12 protein-coding genes are annotated in these 16,735 nt (G+C 71.4%); 6 read left to right on the top strand and 6 right to left on the bottom strand.

Annotation, left to right across the window (positions count from 1 at the left end):
• The first annotated feature begins 58 nt into the window (after nucleotides 1-58).
• Nucleotides 59-1,528, top strand: a complete 1,470-nt coding sequence (locus tag OIE69_RS40545; RefSeq protein ID WP_326580389.1) for a DEAD/DEAH box helicase — start codon at nucleotides 59-61, stop codon at nucleotides 1,526-1,528.
• A 339-nt stretch (nucleotides 1,529-1,867) separates the two neighbouring features.
• Here the strand turns inward: OIE69_RS40545 and OIE69_RS40540 are convergent, their stop codons facing one another.
• Nucleotides 1,868-5,560, bottom strand: coding sequence for a S8 family serine peptidase (locus tag OIE69_RS40540; RefSeq protein ID WP_326580387.1), 3,693 nt, complete (start codon nucleotides 5,558-5,560; stop codon nucleotides 1,868-1,870).
• Nucleotides 5,561-5,977: 417 nt separating this feature from the next.
• On the opposite strand from OIE69_RS40540, the gene OIE69_RS40535 reads away from it, so the two are divergent.
• Together OIE69_RS40535 and OIE69_RS40530 are read left to right on the top strand one after the other, a co-directional pair.
• Complete coding sequence (locus OIE69_RS40535; protein ID WP_326580385.1) at nucleotides 5,978-6,577, top strand: hypothetical protein; 600 nt, start codon at nucleotides 5,978-5,980, stop codon at nucleotides 6,575-6,577.
• 230 nt (nucleotides 6,578-6,807) lie between these two features.
• Nucleotides 6,808-7,416 (top strand): hypothetical protein, encoded by a 609-nt coding sequence (locus OIE69_RS40530; protein ID WP_326580383.1) that lies wholly within the window; start codon nucleotides 6,808-6,810, stop codon nucleotides 7,414-7,416.
• A gap of 96 nt (nucleotides 7,417-7,512) precedes the next feature.
• On the opposite strand, the gene OIE69_RS40525 is transcribed toward OIE69_RS40530, so the two are convergent.
• Both OIE69_RS40525 and OIE69_RS40520 read right to left on the bottom strand, forming a co-directional pair.
• On the bottom strand, nucleotides 7,513-7,971 hold the full coding sequence (locus OIE69_RS40525) for a hypothetical protein (RefSeq protein ID WP_326580381.1): 459 nt from the start codon (nucleotides 7,969-7,971) through the stop codon (nucleotides 7,513-7,515).
• Between the two features lie 3 nt (nucleotides 7,972-7,974).
• On the bottom strand, nucleotides 7,975-8,847 hold the full coding sequence (locus OIE69_RS40520; protein WP_326580378.1) for a helix-turn-helix transcriptional regulator: 873 nt from the start codon (nucleotides 8,845-8,847) through the stop codon (nucleotides 7,975-7,977).
• Between the two features lie 189 nt (nucleotides 8,848-9,036).
• On the opposite strand from OIE69_RS40520, the gene OIE69_RS40515 reads away from it, so the two are divergent.
• Together OIE69_RS40515 and OIE69_RS40510 are read left to right on the top strand one after the other, a co-directional pair.
• Entirely contained in the window at nucleotides 9,037-9,798 is a 762-nt protein-coding gene (locus OIE69_RS40515) for an SDR family oxidoreductase (protein WP_326580376.1), read from the top strand.
• Nucleotides 9,799-9,994: 196 nt separating this feature from the next.
• Nucleotides 9,995-10,864, top strand: a complete 870-nt coding sequence (locus OIE69_RS40510) for an LLM class F420-dependent oxidoreductase (protein WP_326580374.1) — start codon at nucleotides 9,995-9,997, stop codon at nucleotides 10,862-10,864.
• Between the two features lie 144 nt (nucleotides 10,865-11,008).
• Here OIE69_RS40510 and OIE69_RS40505 read toward each other — a convergent pair whose 3' ends face one another.
• Genes OIE69_RS40505 through OIE69_RS40495 form a run of 3 tightly spaced genes read right to left on the bottom strand, consistent with a single transcriptional unit; the run spans nucleotide 11,009 to nucleotide 14,445 of the window.
• Nucleotides 11,009-11,887 carry a geranyl diphosphate 2-C-methyltransferase gene (locus tag OIE69_RS40505; RefSeq protein WP_326580372.1) on the bottom strand — a complete coding sequence of 293 codons (879 nt, stop codon included), beginning with the start codon at nucleotides 11,885-11,887 and terminating at the stop codon, nucleotides 11,009-11,011.
• A 52-nt stretch (nucleotides 11,888-11,939) separates the two neighbouring features.
• Nucleotides 11,940-12,989, bottom strand: coding sequence for a family 2 encapsulin nanocompartment cargo protein terpene cyclase (locus OIE69_RS40500; protein WP_326580370.1), 1,050 nt, complete (start codon nucleotides 12,987-12,989; stop codon nucleotides 11,940-11,942).
• Between the two features lie 16 nt (nucleotides 12,990-13,005).
• Nucleotides 13,006-14,445 carry a family 2B encapsulin nanocompartment shell protein gene (locus OIE69_RS40495; protein WP_326580368.1) on the bottom strand — a complete coding sequence of 480 codons (1,440 nt, stop codon included), beginning with the start codon at nucleotides 14,443-14,445 and terminating at the stop codon, nucleotides 13,006-13,008.
• 630 nt (nucleotides 14,446-15,075) lie between these two features.
• Here OIE69_RS40495 and OIE69_RS40490 point away from each other — a divergent pair.
• Nucleotides 15,076-16,656 carry an IS1182 family transposase gene (locus OIE69_RS40490; RefSeq protein WP_326581508.1) on the top strand — a complete coding sequence of 527 codons (1,581 nt, stop codon included), beginning with the start codon at nucleotides 15,076-15,078 and terminating at the stop codon, nucleotides 16,654-16,656.
• The last annotated feature ends 79 nt before the right edge of the window (nucleotides 16,657-16,735 follow it).

The following is a 16,735-nucleotide window of genomic DNA, read 5'->3' as shown; positions in this document are numbered from 1 at the left end:
GGCCGCGCATTCCGCCGGGAATTCCCTCGATGCGTGCCCCGTCGAGGAAGGTTCGCCCATGAACCGTTCGCCCCGCAACGACCACCGCTCCGGCCCGGCCGGCCGTTCCCGCCCGCAGGTTCCCGGCCGTTCCGGCGGCAAGGAACGGCCCACCGCCCCGCAGGGCGAATTCTCGGCACCCGTGACGGTGACCCCGGCTCTGCCGCCGATGACGGCGTTCACGGAGCTCAAGCTTCCGCCGGCCCTGCTGAAGACCCTGACCGACCTCGGCGTGCACGAACCGTTCCCCATCCAGGCCGCCACGCTGCCGGACGCGCTGGCCGGCCGGGACGTGCTCGGCCGGGGGCGTACCGGCTCGGGCAAGACCCTGGCCTTCGGCCTGCCCCTGCTGGCCCGCACGGCCGGACAGCGCGCCGAGCCCAAGCGGCCCCGGGCACTGGTCCTGGTGCCCACCCGTGAGCTCGCTCAGCAGGTCACGGACGCGCTCACGCCGTACGCCCGGGCGCTGGACCTCAGGCTGGCCACCGTCGTCGGCGGCCTCTCGATCGGCCGCCAGGTCGGAGCGATCCGGGCGGGCGCCGAGGTCGTCGTCGCGACGCCCGGGCGACTGAGCGACCTCGTCACGCGCCGTGACTGCCACCTGGACCACGTGCGCATCACGGTCCTGGACGAGGCGGACCAGATGGCCGACATGGGGTTCATGCCGCAGGTCACCGAGCTGCTGGACCAGGTGCGGGCCGGTGGCCAGCGGATGCTGTTCTCGGCCACGCTCGACAACAACATCGACCTCCTGGTCAGCCGCTATCTGACCGACCCGGTGGTCCACTCGGTCGACCCCTCGGCCGCGACCGTCGTCGCCATGGAACACCACGTGCTGTACGTCCACGCCGCCGACAAGTACGCCGCCGCCACCGAGATCGCCGCCCGCGACGGCCGGGTGATCATGTTCCTGGACACCAAGCACGCGGTCGACCAGTTCACCAGGCACCTCGAGGGTTCCGGGATCCAGGCGGCGGCCCTGCACAGCGGGAAGTCCCAGCCGCAGCGCACCCGGGCCCTCGCCCGCTTCAAGACCGGCGAGGTGACGACCCTGGTGGCGACCAACGTCGCCGCCCGCGGCATTCACATCGACGACCTGGACCTCGTGGTCAACGTCGATCCCCCCGGGGACTCCAAGGACTACCTGCACCGCGGTGGCCGGACCGCGCGGGCCGGCCGGTCCGGCCGGGTGGTGACCCTCGTCACCACTCACCAGCGCCGCGACGTGACCAGGCTCATGTCCGACGCGGGCATCCGGCCCACGATCACCCAGGTGCGTTCCGGCGAGACGGCGCTGAGCCGGATCACCGGGGCCAAGGCCCCGTCCGGCGTTCCCGTCGCGGGCGCACCGGCCGCGAACGCGCCGGCCCGCGGTGGTGCCCCGTTCCGCGGCCTGGGCACGCGGCCCGGCCGGGAGTCGCGCAAGGCGGCCGAGGCCCGCCAGATGGCGGCGGCCCGCGAGGCCGCCCGCATCCGCCGGGGCAATTGAACCCACGCGGGCTGCGCTGCGGTGCCGCCCGCCGGACCGGCCCTCACCGGCACGTGATCCCGGCAACCGGGCTCACGGATCACGATGCCGCAGTCCCCTTTCCCGCGGGAACTGCGGGCGGTGTCACCGGAGTTTCGCGAGATGGGGGTCCATTCCGCTGTCCTTCGGCAAGCCTGTCGACGGGCCTGACAGGCGGCATTGAACACCGCGCCGGTCAGCGGCCCACCATCGGGTTCACGGGACCGGAACGGAGACACAGCCGACACCGCTCTCGCGGGCCGTGCGCCGGTGCGGGCGGCCCCGAGGGACGGCCCGCACCGGCGCCCTGTCGGTCGCGCGCTATCCGGCCGGCCAGTGCGGCCATGCCGGGGCGTAGCCGCACCATTCCTCGGGGCAGCCGACACGGTAGGCCCGGGTGACCGTCTCGGTCACCGACGCGCCGGAGTGGTCCGCCGCGGTCACCTGCAGCGAGACCCAGCCGGCGCCCGTCGCGGGCACGGTCACGCGCCGGTCGCCGTCCCGGCCGCGGACCTCGGCCGTGTGCCAGGTGGCTCCGTCGTCCGTGGAGTACCGCACCGACACCCTCTCGATGCCGGCGCCGCCGCTCGCTCCGGACTGCCGGCCGATGCCCAGGCCGAAGGTGAACTCCCGGTTTGCGAGGACCGAGTTGTCGCCGTCGAGCCCCGCCATGTCGTAGCGCGTGTCGAGCAGCGGCAGCGGGCGCTCGCCACCGGTGCGCTCCGAACGGAAGCGCCACGTGTCCGTGATGTGCGTGCCCAGCTTCCACTCCGGGCTCTCGTGGTGCGCGGACGAGGTGAGCTCGTACCACTGGCCGCGTGCGGGCACGTCGAAGACGCCCTGTCCCGGCTCGTCGTTACGGGCGAGCACCTTGCCCGCTCCGTCGCGCAGCACCGTCTCACCGGACTCCAGATTCCGCAGGGGCTCCGACCGGTGGCCCGCCGCGTCGGAGAACATCGGCAGCGCGAGACGCAGCTTGTCCCCCGTGCGGGTGGCCTGCGGCCGGCCGTCGGGTCCGTTCACCGACAGCGACGGGTTGAACGGCGCGGTGAGCCAGTTGTCCGTGACGGTGCGTCCCTGGCGGAGGACCGTCGGGTCGGTGTACTGCACGCCCAGCGGTCCGTCGTCCAGCGCGTACTCGAACGTGGCGGTCGTCCACGGCACTTCGGGCGTGTAGTACGCCGTCATCCGGTGCGGTGCGCGGAACAGCGTCGACTGCTGGGCGAGGTTCAGTCCGCGGTAGGTCACCCATCCGTAGATCCCCTTGGGGTCGTTGGGGTACCCGGTGGTGCGGAAGCTGTGGTCCACGCGGGCCAGGTCCCGGCGCCGGTCCTGCCAGTTCGCGCCCGCCGGCACCCCGTCGTCGTGGGCGTGGAAGGTGAAGTAGGTGCGTTCGCCGTTGCGCTGCCCCTTGATCCGGAGGGTCACCTCGCCCTTGGCGAGCCGCTCGCGCAGCAGGGCCACGCCGTGGTCGCCGATGCCCAACGTGGGGTCGTCCGCGCCGATCGACGCCGAGCCGGCCAGCAGGATCACCGCCGGCCGCTGCGCCTTGACCGCCTGGTAGCGCCTGTCCAGCTCTTCCCAGGGCAGGCTCCAGTCCGACTCCAGGAGCACGATCCGGTCCTCGATCTCGAGACCCGTCAGGTCCGCGCCGTCGCCGGCGTCGGTGACCCGCTTCTCCAGGTCCCACTCCACGCGCTGCGTCATCAGCCCCACCGGCACGTCCACCGGGGTGCCGGCGCCGCCGACGGTCGTCGCGAGGACGGACGGCTGCTCCCAGGAGGCGGCGGAGAAGTACGTCAGTCCGGGTATCTTGGCGCTGCCAACGGCATACGAGCGGTACGCGCCGGAGTAGAGCGGCGCGACCAGGCCCTTCGGGACGCCCGCGTCGGCCGACGAGACCAGCCCGGTCGCCGAGCCCCACTCGTTGATCCGCATCTTCGGGTCGTCGATGCCCGTGGTGACCGGCTTCGCGGCGGACAGGTCGGTCCTCAGCGTCCGGTCGCCGGTGAGCGTGACGCGCCGGGCGACGGCGACGGACGTCTCCGGCACGCTCGCCCTGCCGTACCGGACGTACTCCCACACCCCGCCGAACACCCGGTAGTCGCCGACCGGCAGCCGCAGTTCCTCGGTCCCCTCGGTGAGGCTGACCAGCTGGGACTCGCCGGTCCTCTCGTTCTGCACCACCAGGTTGGTGTAGGCCGTCTCGACCCCGGGCCGCGGGGCTGCGGCTTCGAGGGTGAGGGTGGCGCTCGGGCTCTCCGCCTCGACGCCGACGGGGGTGCGCGCCGTGCTGCCGTCACTGCCTCGCGCGCTGATCCAGGCGCTGTGGGCGCCGGCGGACGCCCGGGCGGTGTCGATCCGCACGGTCGCCTCGGCGGAGCCGCCCGCCGGGACGGTCAGCCGGCGGGTGAGGAGTGAGACAGGTGCCTTCCCGGTCAGGGAGAGGTTCAGCCGGATGTCCTTGGACCCGCTGTTGCGGTAGGTCACCGTGCGGGTCGGGTTGCCGCCGTACGGCCAGGCCAGCTCGGCGGAGACCGCGGCCGGGGAGGCGGTGACCTGCGACGAGAGCGCGCCGGGCACGTCCACACTGCCCGCGCCCTGCTCGTACACGCCGGCGCCGTCGACCGGGTCGGCGGCGCCGACGAGCGCCGCCTTGAGTTGCTGCGCGTCCCAGTCGGGATGCCGCTGCTTGAGGACGGCCGCCGCGCCGGAGACGTGCGGGGTCGCCATGGACGTGCCGCTGATCGTCGCGTAGAACTCGCTGTTCGCGGCCGCGTCCAGGGTGCCCGCCGCGCGGGCGGCGGTGATCGCGCTGCCGGGGGCGGTGATCTCGGGCTTGACGCCGCCGTCGGTCACCGCCGGGCCCTGGGAGGAGAACGAGGACATCGCGCCCTGCTTGGTGATCGACCCGACGGTCAGGGCGCTCGGCGCGGCGGCCGGCGTGCCGATGCTGCCCGGCGTGCCCTCGTTGCCGGCCGCGACGACGAACAGCGGTCCGCCGTCCGCGGACAGGGTCTCGACCGCCTGCGAGACCGGGTCGCCGCCGTCGCTCGGCAGGCTGGAGCCGAGGCTCATCGAGACGATGTCGGCGTCCTGGGCGGCCGCCCACTCCATGCCTTCGAGGATCCCGCTGAAACTGCCGGAACCGCCGCCGTCGAGCACCTTGCCGATCAGCAGCTCGGCGCCCGGAGCGACTCCCTTGTAGCGTCCCTGCGAGGCGGCGCCGCTTCCGGCGACGGTCGAGGCGACGTGCGTACCGTGGCCGTTGAGGTCGGTGACGTCCTCGTCCCAGGTGAAGTTCTTCTCCGCGACGACCTTGTTCTTGAGGTCGGGGTGGGCCGGGTCGTACCCGGTGTCCAGCACGGCGACCTTCACGCCCTTGCCGTCGAGACCCTTGCGCCATGCCTCGGGCGCGCCGGTCATGGCGACGGACCGGTCGAGGCTCGCCTCGACCTCGGCGTCCAGCCAGAGTTTCCCGGGCGCGGCGGAGCGGGACGTCCCGCCGGCGGCGAGGAAGCCCCGCCAGGCCGCGGCAGCCTCGGACTTGGCGACCGTGCGGGCCGCCAGCCCCAGTTCGGGGAAGGTGTCCCGCTGCGTGGACCCGCGCAGCGCGGAGCCGGCCCGAGCCGTCGTGATCAGTGGAATGGACGCCCGGGTGGCGTCGTCGAGCCCCTGCGCGGCGAGTGCGGTGACGTCGAAGAGCTGCCGGTCGACCCGCCCTTCGGCCAGCGGCTGCGTGGCGTCGACGGGAAGCACGTACTCGTGGTCGTTGATCCTCGCCCGGGTGAACGCGATGTGGCCGCGGCCCTTGCCCGGGGACACCCCGCTGACCTGGAGTCCGCTCCCGCTGCCGGTGAAGGCGACCCGGTCGCCGCTGATCAGTGTGACGGTGTACTGCCCGGGTGGCGCCGGTGGTGCGGCCGCCGGACGGCCGGTCCCGGCGACCGGCTCCGGCTCGGCTGCCGCCGGCAGCCCGGTGGCGAGCAGCGCCACCGCGGTGGCCGCGACCACGGCCGCGGTCCTCGATCTGGATCGCATAACCTCGTACCAACTCCCCTGAGATCGCCCGATGAACGAGCGTCACCGGCGTGTGCCCGGCCACAGTCGGGCCGCGGGTTGACGCCGTGCCAGGTGGAGGGGCTGGCGCAAAGGCGCCATGTCACCTGTTCGCCAATCGGCAACCCCGCGTTCGTCGACGCGACCGGGGAGCGCGCTCGCGGGGCCCCGAAGGCCCGCCCGGCGCGGGGTGCTGAGGCCGGGCAGGGTGTCCGTGTGCTCCTGCGGGTCGCCGAGCCTCCCCGCGCAGGAGGGGGTGGCCGCGCACGGACGGCGCTGCGCCGGTACGTGTACCGTCCTTCCCGTGATCAGCGTCGAACGCGCGGCGGAACTGGCCCGGATCCACGTTGACGAGACCCTCTCAACGCGCAAGTGCAGTTGGTGCCGATCGAGGGCTACGTGGCCGCGGTCGACGAGGCCGCCTACTTCGCCTATCAGGATCGCCGGTACCTGGAGACCGGCGACCCGTCGATGATGGTGATCGGCATCGGGCCCGTACGCGTGGACCTAAACACGGGCGCGTGCAGGATGATGGGGTCTGTCGAGGCCAGGGAATTGGACCTGTTCGACGTCGATGAGCTCGAGTTGGTCGGGCCCGGCGGGTGGCGCCTCGTCCCACCCGAGTTGACGGCCTCCTGGCGGGCCGTCTTCGACGCCGAGCCTGCCGCCGGCGACCTCACCGGGCCCTGCCCACAGTGCGCAGCGACGGATCTCCACCGCTGGTACCGGGTGGACGACCCTCTCGACGAGATGATCGACGGGGTGCACGCCGTTGCCTACGGATGGCTCACCGAGTGGTGCGCCGCGTGTCATCTGTGCCACGAGGACGGCGACAGCTTCGTGCCGGACTACTGGCGGTCCCCGTATGACGTACCCGATGCCTACGCCATGAAGTTCGCGCCACGGCTCGTCGAAGCCGCCCGGCAGGGAGCCCTGAAGTCCGTCGAAGAGCGTTCGTCCCGGAGTGACTGACAGCTCGCCGTAGCCGGCGGACCGGCTCGACATCCGACGGGGCTGGAAGATGCCGCGCGACATCACGGGCTCAGCGCACGGGCATCAGCCGGCGGCCCCTGCAGCGCCCTGGCCGAGGCCCGCGCTTCGAACCGGAACAGCCCGCCACAGCACCTTTGGCGAACTCGCCCAGACCGCCGTCCCCGATGGACATGCGTATTCCTCACCCCGGACGGAGAACAATGCCGGGCATGGGGACAGACATATACGGCTTCATCGAGTGCCGCTGGGACCGCCGGCTGGACGAGGACGACCGTAGGTGGCACATGGCCATCGACCTCGCGCACCTCTACAACGGGCGCTGCTACGCTGCCTTCGGATCTCTGTTCGGTGTCCGCGATACCGCCTCCTTCCGCCCGCTCGCAGATCAGCGTGGCCTCCCGTCTGACGTTTCGCGAGAGGCTCAGGCCGACTCGGACGCACCCGGTGCGTCTTGGATCACCTGGGCGGAGTTGGTGGCCGCGGACTGGGAGGAGGTCGCCAACGAGGTCGACGAGTGCGTTCACGAGTACCGCCGGAGCCCGGACGGGACATGGGAGATGCAGGGCAGGAATTCCGGCCTCACGCGCTTCGCCGAGCTGTCCGGAATCGACGACCCCCACGATCTCTACCGTGCGGGCCGCACCTACGCCGAGGGCACCGAGTGGCCGGACGGCGACCGTCTCTTCCGCATCGGCCGCCTCCGCCGAAAGGATTCCGTGCCGGACAGCGAATGGGGTTCGGTCTGGTCGGTGATGCGCACGCTGGCGGACCTGCACGGCGGCGAGGGCGTCCGCCTGGTCGTCGGGTTCGACGGCTGACTCCGTCTGACCGCCGAGGCGTGCTTATCTACTCCGACGGGTGCCTGCGGGCCCGCTGTCCTTTCGTGGCTCCGCGATCCTCCCGGGGCGGAGAACCTAGACCATTCCGAAGAGGTGATCCGTGGGTCCGTAGTCGATCTTCCAGTCGGCATAGACCCCCACGGCCCCGTCCTGCCGGCAGCGCAGCCCCAGGGTCACCCAGCGGACCGACCCGTCGTCGGCGAGTGAGAACGCGACCGCGGTCTCGAACTCCTCGCTGCCGCAGGGGCAGCCGGCTTCGCCGGGGTCCGCGTCCTCCCAGTACTCCTCGCTGTCCGCGATGAACGCGCGGCCGCGGCAACGTGCGCACACGCGCTCGGCCGCACCCTCGACGTCGTCGACGAGTACGGAGAACACGCGCCCGCCATACCTGCCGCAGACGGCGGGAACGATCTTCACCGGGCGGTTCTCCCCGATGTTCCGGAGGAATTTCGCGAGGTCGGCGGAGACGCCCTCACCAACCTGATCATCAGCATGCACAGACACAGCGTTCCAGACGCCCGAACCGGCACCCACCCGTCAGGGTGCCTTCGGGTGTGGTGCGTCCGCCCGGCCGTCGTGCGCTGTGCCGGCAGAACCGGAGTGTGCGAGGGCTGCCAGGAGCCGCAGTTTCTCGTCGCTGTCGCTGTCCTTGTCGGGGTAGTAGACGACGAGGATGACGTCGTCGATGGGGAGTTTGTCGCGGTGGAGGGTGAGTTCACCGACGACGGGGTGGTTCACCGTGGTCGTGCCTCCGTCCAGACTGCGGACGTCGTGGCGCGCCCACAGGGTGCGGAACCGCTGACTGGACAGGGCGAGCTCTCCGACGAGCTCGACGAACCGGGGGTTGTCCGTGTCGTCCCCGATGGTGGTGCGCAGGGCGGCGACGAAATCGGCGGCCGCTTTCGTCCAGTCGCGCTGGAAGGCCTGTTCCTCGGGGTCGAGAAAGAGGGAGCGAAGCCGGTTCTCGCCGGGCCGCAGGCGGGGGGAGAACGCCACCGCCATCGGGTTGGAGGCCAGGACGTCGAACGCGCGCCCTTCGACGAACGCGGGGATCTGAAGATGGGTGAGCAACTCGTGCACTCGCGCCGGTACGTGCTCCGGTCGCTTGCGGCGCGGCGCCCTGGGGCGTACCGCGGTCAGGCCGAGCAGATACGTCCGCTCGATGTCGTCGAGCTGCAGGACGCGGGCAAGTGATTCGAGGACCTGGGGCGAGGGATTCTTGTCACGGCCCCGTTCCAGGCGCAGGTAGTAGTCGGGGCTGATTCCGGCCAGCAGGGCGACTTCCTCACGGCGCAGACCGGGCACGCGGCGATTGCCACCGGGCGGCAGGCCTGCCTGCGCCGGGGAGACCAGCTCACGCCGGGCACGAAGGTAGCTGCCGAGCCGGTTGCCGGATTCCTCGTCCCTCATACCGCCACCGTAATGCGGTCCGCGTGCCTGAGAGGGGGTCCTGCCAGGACCAGGGAGAACGGGGGCCCTGCCACGCCCCGCGGATTCCGTCAAGACTTCGGTACCACTGTTTCGTAAGAGACGGCGGACATCGCTGTCTGCGCCGCGGGCCTGAACTCCGCCGGCGCCCTGGACTGAAGGGAAGATCCCGTGGATCTCTCCAACCGCACCGTGCTCGTCGTCGGCGGAACCTCGGGTATCGGACGAGAGCTGGCCCGCCGGTTCGCCGCCGCGGGCAGCACCGTGGCCGTCGGCGGCCGCAGCCCGCAGGCACTCTCGGAACTCACCGAGGAAGGCTTCGGCACGTTCACTGTCGACGTCACCGACAGTTCGTCCGTCGCGTCTTTCCGTGACGCCGCGCTCGCCCGGTACCCGGGACTGGACACCGTGGTGACCATGTCCGGCGTCATGCTCATGGAGGACCTGCGCGACCCCGCGCACTTCGAGGCGGCGCAGACGACGATCGACACCAACCTGGTCGGCACCATCAGGGTCGTCGACGCCTTCACCCCGCACCTGATCCGGCGGGGTGCCGGCACCTTCATCACCGTCACGTCCGGCATCGCCTTCCTGCCGTTCCCGCCCATGCCCAGTTACGCCGCCTCGAAGGCCGCGGTGCACGCCTACTCCGAGGCACTGCGGGCGCAGCTCGACGGTACCGGTGTCGGCGTCGTCGAGCTCGTCCCCCCGGCCGTCGCCACGGCGAGCCAGGAGAAGGTGAACCCGCACGCGCTGCCGCTCGACGACTTCGCCGCCGAGGCCCTGCGCCTGCTCTCGCAGGACCCCACCCCCCGCGAACTCCTCGTGAAGGGCGTCCTCATGCACCGCTGGGCCGAGCGGGACGGCACCTACGACGACCTCGTCGCACGGCGCTCCCAGGCCCTGGCCATGCTCCCCGGCCGCGAAGGCTGACACACCCCCAGCCCGGCGGACGGCGCATGTTCGGCATACGCCGCCCGACCCGCGCCGAGGCGCGACGGCCGGCTCGGGCAGGGAGTGAGGTGCCTGGTCCGTCCGGGTGAGGCGCCGCGCCGCCTCGGCGCGCGGCGTGCCACGTCACCCGAACGCGTCCGCGCTTGCCGCTTAGGGTGCCGCCAGGAGGTGGCGGATGCGAGTGGGACTGCACGCCCTCGGCATCGGTGACGGTGCCCGTCCGCAGGTCATCGCGGCGGTGGCCACAGCGGCGGAGACGCACGGCTTCGCCAGGCTCTGGTGCGGTGAGCACGTGGTGCTGGTGGACGCGCCCGCTTCCCGTTACCCCTACTCCGCGGACGGCCGGATCGCGGTGCCCGCGGACGCGGACTGGCTGGACCCCCTGCTCGCCCTGAGCTACGCCGCGGCCGTCACCAGCCGGATCGAGCTCGCCACCGGTGTGCTCCTGCTGCCCGAGCACAACCCGGTCGTGGTCGCCAAACAGGCCGCCACACTCGACGTGCTCTCAGCCGGACGATTCACCCTGGGGGTCGGTGTCGGCTGGTCCGCCGAGGAGTTCGCGGCGCTCGGAGTCCCCTTCGCCGGGCGCGGGCGGCGCACCGAGGAGTACCTCGCCGCGATGCGCGCCCTGTGGACCGGTGATCCCGCCTCCTTCACCGGGGAGTTCACCCGCTTCGACGCGATCCGGGTCAACCCCAAGCCACTGCGCGGCGGCCGGCTCCCGGTCGTGATCGGCGGCAACAGCGACACCGCCCTGCGGCGTGCGGCCGGACTCGCCGACGGCTGGTACGGCTTCAACGTCCGCGCCGTCGACGTCCCCTCCCGCGTGGCCGTCCTCGCCGACGAATGCGCCCGCCACGGCCGCGCCCTGGACGACCTCACGGTCGCCGTCGCCTTGAGCGACGGCACACCGGAGCACCTGCCCGCCCTCACCGCGGCCGGCATCTCGGAACTCGTCGTCGTCGGCGCACCCCCGTACTCGCCCGACGCAGCCGCCACCTGGGTCGCGGAACTCGCCCGGACATGGATCGACCGCAGGCACTGAGCGGTTCAGGCGGTTCGCTCCGCTCGACCGGTGGGGGTTCTGGCCACCGAGACGGCGCCCCTCACCGGCGCGGCTGTCGCGCGCCGGTGAGGGGCGGTTGCCGGTGGGCGGCGTCCACGGGCACGGGGGTCTCCGTGCGGAGGGTCAGACCCGGTCGGCCACGATGAGCAGGTACTGGAAGCTGCCGTTGCGGTAGGCGGTCAGGAACGTGTCCTCGATGCCGGTGACCAGATGGTCCGCCTTCTTGCGCAGCTCCCAGTAGGGGATCGCGGCCTCGGTCAGGTCCTCGACGTGGACCGGCACCAGACGGTGGCGCGCCATCGCCCGGAAGTACGCGGAGCGTGGGTGGATGTCGCAGATGTAGTGCGCGTTGATCAGGGACACCTCACGTGAGGCCTGGCCGTACGTGTCGTTGTAGCAGCCGGTGACGGTCACGTACCGTCCCCCGCGCCGCAGCAGACGGGCGTGCTCGGCGAACAGCAGGTCCAGCTCGACGTACATGGTGGACTCGTTGTTCCAGGACGCCGCGTATCCGCCGGTCTCGAAGCCCGTGTCGAGCATGTTGCGGTGGTGGTAGCGGACCTTGTGACCGATGCCGCGAACACGCGCCTGCTCGTTGGCGAAGTCGGCCTGTTTCGTGGAGAGGGTGACCCCGTCGGCGTGGCAGCCGTAGCGCAGGTGCGCGACGACGCTGCCGCCGCCCCGTCCGCAGCCGGCGTCGAAGACGCGGTCGTCCGCGGAGAGGTTGCCCAGGTTGGAGGCGAGGAGTTCGGCCTGGGCGTGCTCCAGGCGGTGCAGTTCGGCGGTGAGGCGCTTGCGCCGAAGGCCGGGATCGGGTTCGTCGAGGACCGAGGTGTCGGCCTCCCCGATGCCGTAGTGGTGGTGGTACAGGTCGTCGATCTTTCCGAGCTCGAGGTTGACCGGGTTCTCCTCGGCGTTCCAGTAGTCCGCGATCCGGGTCTGGTAGTTCGACTGGGCCGGGACCGGAAGAACCGCGGGCCGGGCGGCAGGGGCGTTGGTCAAGTGGTGCTCCTCGTGGTGCGGGTGCCGTGTGCCATTGGGTCACAGGCGGTGGTTACCAGTAGTCGGGCAGGTGGTAACGGTGGCTGTTGGTGGCGTGCCACTCGTGGTTGCCGGACACCCAGGCGGCGAGCCCCCGGGCGTAGCGCTCCACGACGGGCGAGGTCGCCGAGAGCTGGGCCGACTCCTCTTCGAAGGCCGCCATGATCGTGTTGTGGATCTCGACCGATCGCAGATAGGCGGCTTTCAGCCCGCACCGCTCGTTGGCGGCGACGACCTGCGGGAGGTTGAGGTGTTCCGGGTCGCTGGCGAGTTCCTTGGTGAAGGAGTACAGGTCGTTGACGATCGTCGTGGCGTTGCAGGCGAGGGCCGTGATCCGCTGGATCTCGGGGCGGGCGTAGGCCTGCTCGGGCAGTTCGTAGCCGTCGACGGCGTCCACGATGGACAGGCAGGGGCGGAAGTTGTTGAACTGCCGCATCACCAGGTACTCCCAGATCTGCGGCACGTACCGGGTCTCCGCCCAGGCGGCCTCGGCCAGGTAGCCCAGGTGCAGCCGGGCGACGTCGTGGACGAACCGGTCGCTCTGGCTGGGTGTGGCCAGCGCGGCGAAGTCCCGCAGCGCGAGGTGGTAGGAGCGCAGCGGGCCGTCCGCCCGGACGCCCTGCCGCCACTCCTCCTCCAGTTCGGGGGTGCCGTGGTACGGGTCGAGTGCCGACTGGGCGATGACCAGTCGTCCACCCAGGCCTTTGCGCGCTCCCCCGCGGCCCTCGTCCTCCTCGCAGTAGCAGGAGTCGACGATGTTCTCGGCGAGCAGCAGCTTGCCGGCGGCGGTGAGGCGATCCAGGTCGGCGGCGCCCGGGTGCTGGAGCACGACGGCACGGCCGAACTGGAAGCCGGCGAAGTCGCCCTGCCAGGCCGAAGGGAACAGGTCGTTCGCGCGGGCCCAGGCCTCCACGCGCAGGTCGACCTGCCGCACCTTCTCCGGGTCGGCGGGCACGGCGGGCCGGTACAGCAGCCCGGGGATCGCGCCGTGGCGCCGCGCTCTCGCGCTGCGCACCGGGCTGGGGGGTCCGGGCAGGGTGAAGGCGGTGGGGTGTGTGGTCACGGGGTGCTCCAGGCCGTCATTCGGGGAGCCGGCCGACCTGGACGTTCTCCAGGATCCCTGCCGCGTCGGGCACGAGGATGGCCAGCGAGTAGTAGGCGGTGACGAGGTAGCTGATGATCGCGGCGGAGTCGACGCCCATGAACCGGACGTTCAGGCCCGGTTGGTGCTCCTCGGGGATTCCGGTCTGGTGGAGGCCGACGACGCCCTGGTCGGCCTCGCCGGTGCGCAGCGCGATGATGCTGGTGGTCTGGTCGTCACGGATCGGGATCTTGCCGCAGGGCAGGATCGGGACCCCGCGCCACGCCGGCACCTCGTGGCCGTCGACGGTGGCGGCGCCGGGCATAAGGCCGCGCCGGTTGCACTGCCGGAAGAAGGCCGCGATCGCCTTGGGATGAGCGAGGAAGACCTTCGTCTTGCGGCGCATCGACAGCAGTTCGTCCATGTCGTCCGGGACCGGCGGGCCGGAGAAGGTGCTGACCCGCTGGCCGTAGTCGACGTTGTGCAGCAGGCCGAACTCCCGGTTGTTGACCAGCTCCCATTCCTGGCGCTCGCGGATCTCCTCGACGGTCAGGCGCAGTTGCTGCTCGGTCTGGTCCATCGGGTCGTTGTAGAGGTCGGCCACCCGGCTGTGGAGCCGCAGCACGGTCTGGGTGAGGGACAACTGGTACTCGCGCGGGGCGAGCTCGTAGTCGACGAATCCGCCGGTCAGCGTCGGCTCGCCCACGTGGCCGGCCTGCACCGGGACATCGGCCTCGCCCTTGCGGTTCATCGGCCGGTGCTGCCGGTCGACGTAGGACTGCAGATGCGCGCCGAGGGAGGGCGCCCGTTCGGTGAGGTCCTCGACGGCGGCCCAGGGCATCGCGAGGACCACCCCGGCCGTCTCGGCCCGCACCGAGGCCGACCACAGCGGATCGGACTGTCCCACGGCCTCGTCGCCCAGCTGGTCGCCGTCGGTGACGACCCCGATGATCCCCTCGTCGCCGTACTTGCCGCAGGTGTAGCGGGTGAACCGGCCGTGGACGACCAGGTACACCTCCGTCACGGGCTGGCCGGCCTCGAAGAGCACCTGGCCGGCGCGTACCTCCTGGGGCCGGAAGTGGCCGGCGATCTCCCGCAGAACGTCCGTGTCGTCGTAGCCGCGCAGGACCGGCAGTTCGGTGAGCGACTGGGGGATGACGCGGATGTCGTCGCTCCCGTTGTGCTCGAAGTGCACGCGACCGCGGTTCGTGCGCAGTTGCAGGCGCCGGTTGACCCGGTACGTGCCGCCCTTGACGTCCACCCACGGCAGGGCCTTCAGCAGCCATCGCGAGGTGATGGCCTGCATCTGCGGCTGCGACTTGGTGGTCGTGGCGAGCTGGCGTGCCGCGCGGGTGCTCAGACTGGTGAGCTGCTCGGCCGTGGGATCACGGGCGGGCTCTTCGACGGCGGAACCGGTGGCGCTGTCCAGTGTGGACACATTCCCTCCAGCAGGGCTGGTGAACGAACGGAGGCGACCGCGGCGGCCGGTGACGACGTGACCGCGGTGACCCTGTGATCCACTCAAGCAGCCCGGATCCGGCGCGAGGTACGGCGTGAACGGGGCGGATCAGCGCTCCGGGGGTGGTAAACCTGCTGTTGGGGGCAGGAGTGGCCGGGAGAGTGCTCCTGCGCCGGCGGACCGCTTCCGTGAGCGGTGTGACGTGCCCGCGGCGGGGGTTAGCGGCCGGAAGACCGCGATCGGGGCACCATCGCCGGGCGCTCCGGTTGCCGAACGGCGCGCGCCCCGGCGCCTCCAGCGCCCCCGACGCCGCGCCGGCGGGCCGAGGACTCCCGTGCCGGTGCGCGCCCGCCGCGCGGCCCCGGCTGCTCCGGCCTCCTCGTTGCCCATCCCACTGGGGGCAGGGACATCCGCCCCGAGGTGCCCCAGAGGGCACCCGCGCCGCTCTCGCCATGGCCTCTCGTTCGATTGAGCATGCGGGGACCGACCGTGAGTTCGATATGCCGTCAGCCTTTCGCGCAAGGCGGCTTGCGTGCCTAGAAGAGTCATGAAGATCTTGGGTTCTGGTCCCGCCGTGTGAGCGGTGGGACCAGACTCGGTTTCGTGGTGATGGGGGAATGGGCCGGGGAGTCGGTCGGGCCGGATGTGTGGGAGACCTGCCGGGAGTTGATTCCGGCGGGAAGTGTGTTCGCGTTCCTGGCCGAGCATCGCGGAGCGCTGTTCCCGGCGGAGATGTTCGCGGACATGTATCCCTCGGCGAACGGACGGCCGTCCATGCCGCCGCAGATCCTGGCCGCGGCGATCACGGTGCAGGCCCTGCACGGGCTGTCGGACTTCGAGACGGTCCAGGAACTGCGCTGTGATCTGCGGTGGAAGGCCGCTTGCGGGCTCGGTCTGCACGATGCGGCCTTCGATCCGTCGCTGCTGGCCTACTTCCGCCGCCGTCTGGCGCGCTCGGTGCGGCCGAACCGGGTCTTCGAGGCCGTGCGCGAGGTGGTGAAAGCCACCGGGGTCCTTCAGGGCAAGCACCGGCGAGCACTGGACTCCACCGTGCTGGACGACGCGGTCGCCACCCAGGACACCGTCACCCAGCTCATCGCCGCGATCCGCGCGGTGATCCGCGAGGTTCCCGGCGCCGACCAGGCCGCAGCGGTGCAGTGCACCGCGCACGACTACACCGACCCGGGCAAACCACGGATCGCCTGGAACGATCAGCAGGCCCGCGCTGATCTCGTGGACGCCCTGGTCGGTGACGCGCTCAGACTGCTGGGGCATCTACCCGAGCGGGAACTGGGCGAGAAAGCCGCCAACGCCGTTGGCATCCTGGCCCTTGTCTCCGGGCAGGACGTCGAACCCGCCCAGGACTCCGACGGACGCGACGGACGCTGGCGCATCACCCAAGGGACCGCACCAGGCCGGGTGGTCTCCACCGTCGACCCGCAGTCCCGGCACGTGCACAAGACCCGCACCCACCAGCAGGACGGGTACAAAGCCCACCTCGCGATCGAGCCCGAGACCGGGTTATACACCGCCGTCACCCTCACGCCCGGCGCCGGCCCCGAGCACCACGAAGCCACCGTCGGCGTGGACCTGCTCGCCGAAGAAGACGGACCGGTGGACGCCTTCGGTGACACCGCCTACTCCACCGGCCAGGCCCGCCAGACCCTGGAACAAGCAGGTCACCGTCTGTTCCTCAAACCCGCCCCCCTCCGAGCGGCGGTCCTTGGCGGCTTCACCCTCGACGACTTCGCCATCGACACCACCCACGGCACGGTGACCTGCCCCGCCGGACACACCGTCCCCCTGTCCGACCCCGGCGGCCGGCACCAGCAGCGCAAGGCCGCCTTCAAGGACCGGTGCACCGACTGCCCACTGCGTCAGCGATGCACCAACGCTAAGGCCGGCCGCACCCTGACCATCCGCCCCCACCACGACCTGCAGACCGCCGCCCGCCACCAGGCCGCCACCGACCCCACATGGCAGGCCGACTACCGCCGCTGGCGACCACCGGTCGAACGCGCCGTCGCCTGGCTCGTCCAGCACGGCAACCGCCGCCTGCGCTACCGCGGCACCATCGCCAACAACACCTGGCTCCACACCCGAGCCGCCGCTCTCAACCTCCGCCGACTCATCAACCTCGGACTCACCCACACAGACGGAACCTGGACACTCAGCCCGGCCACCGCATAGACCGAGGACCCGTCCAGCCCACAACCAGACAGCCCCTCACCAAGATCTTCATGAGTCTTCTAGGCCGTGTCGTCAAATG

Source organism: Actinacidiphila glaucinigra (genome assembly GCF_035918135.1).
Lineage (GTDB): Bacteria > Actinomycetota > Actinomycetes > Streptomycetales > Streptomycetaceae > Actinacidiphila > Actinacidiphila glaucinigra.
This window is presented reverse-complemented; position numbering and strand designations above follow the sequence as displayed.

Coding starts and splice junctions, on each gene's coding strand:
- OIE69_RS40545 (WP_326580389.1), top strand. CDS start 59: ATGAACCGTTCGCCCCGCAACGACCACCGCTCCGGCCCGGCCGGCCGT.
- OIE69_RS40530 (WP_326580383.1), top strand. CDS start 6,808: ATGGGGACAGACATATACGGCTTCATCGAGTGCCGCTGGGACCGCCGG.
- OIE69_RS40520 (WP_326580378.1), bottom strand. CDS start 8,847: ATGAGGGACGAGGAATCCGGCAACCGGCTCGGCAGCTACCTTCGTGCC.
- OIE69_RS40510 (WP_326580374.1), top strand. CDS start 9,995: ATGCGAGTGGGACTGCACGCCCTCGGCATCGGTGACGGTGCCCGTCCG.
- OIE69_RS40490 (WP_326581508.1), top strand. CDS start 15,076: ATGGGGGAATGGGCCGGGGAGTCGGTCGGGCCGGATGTGTGGGAGACC.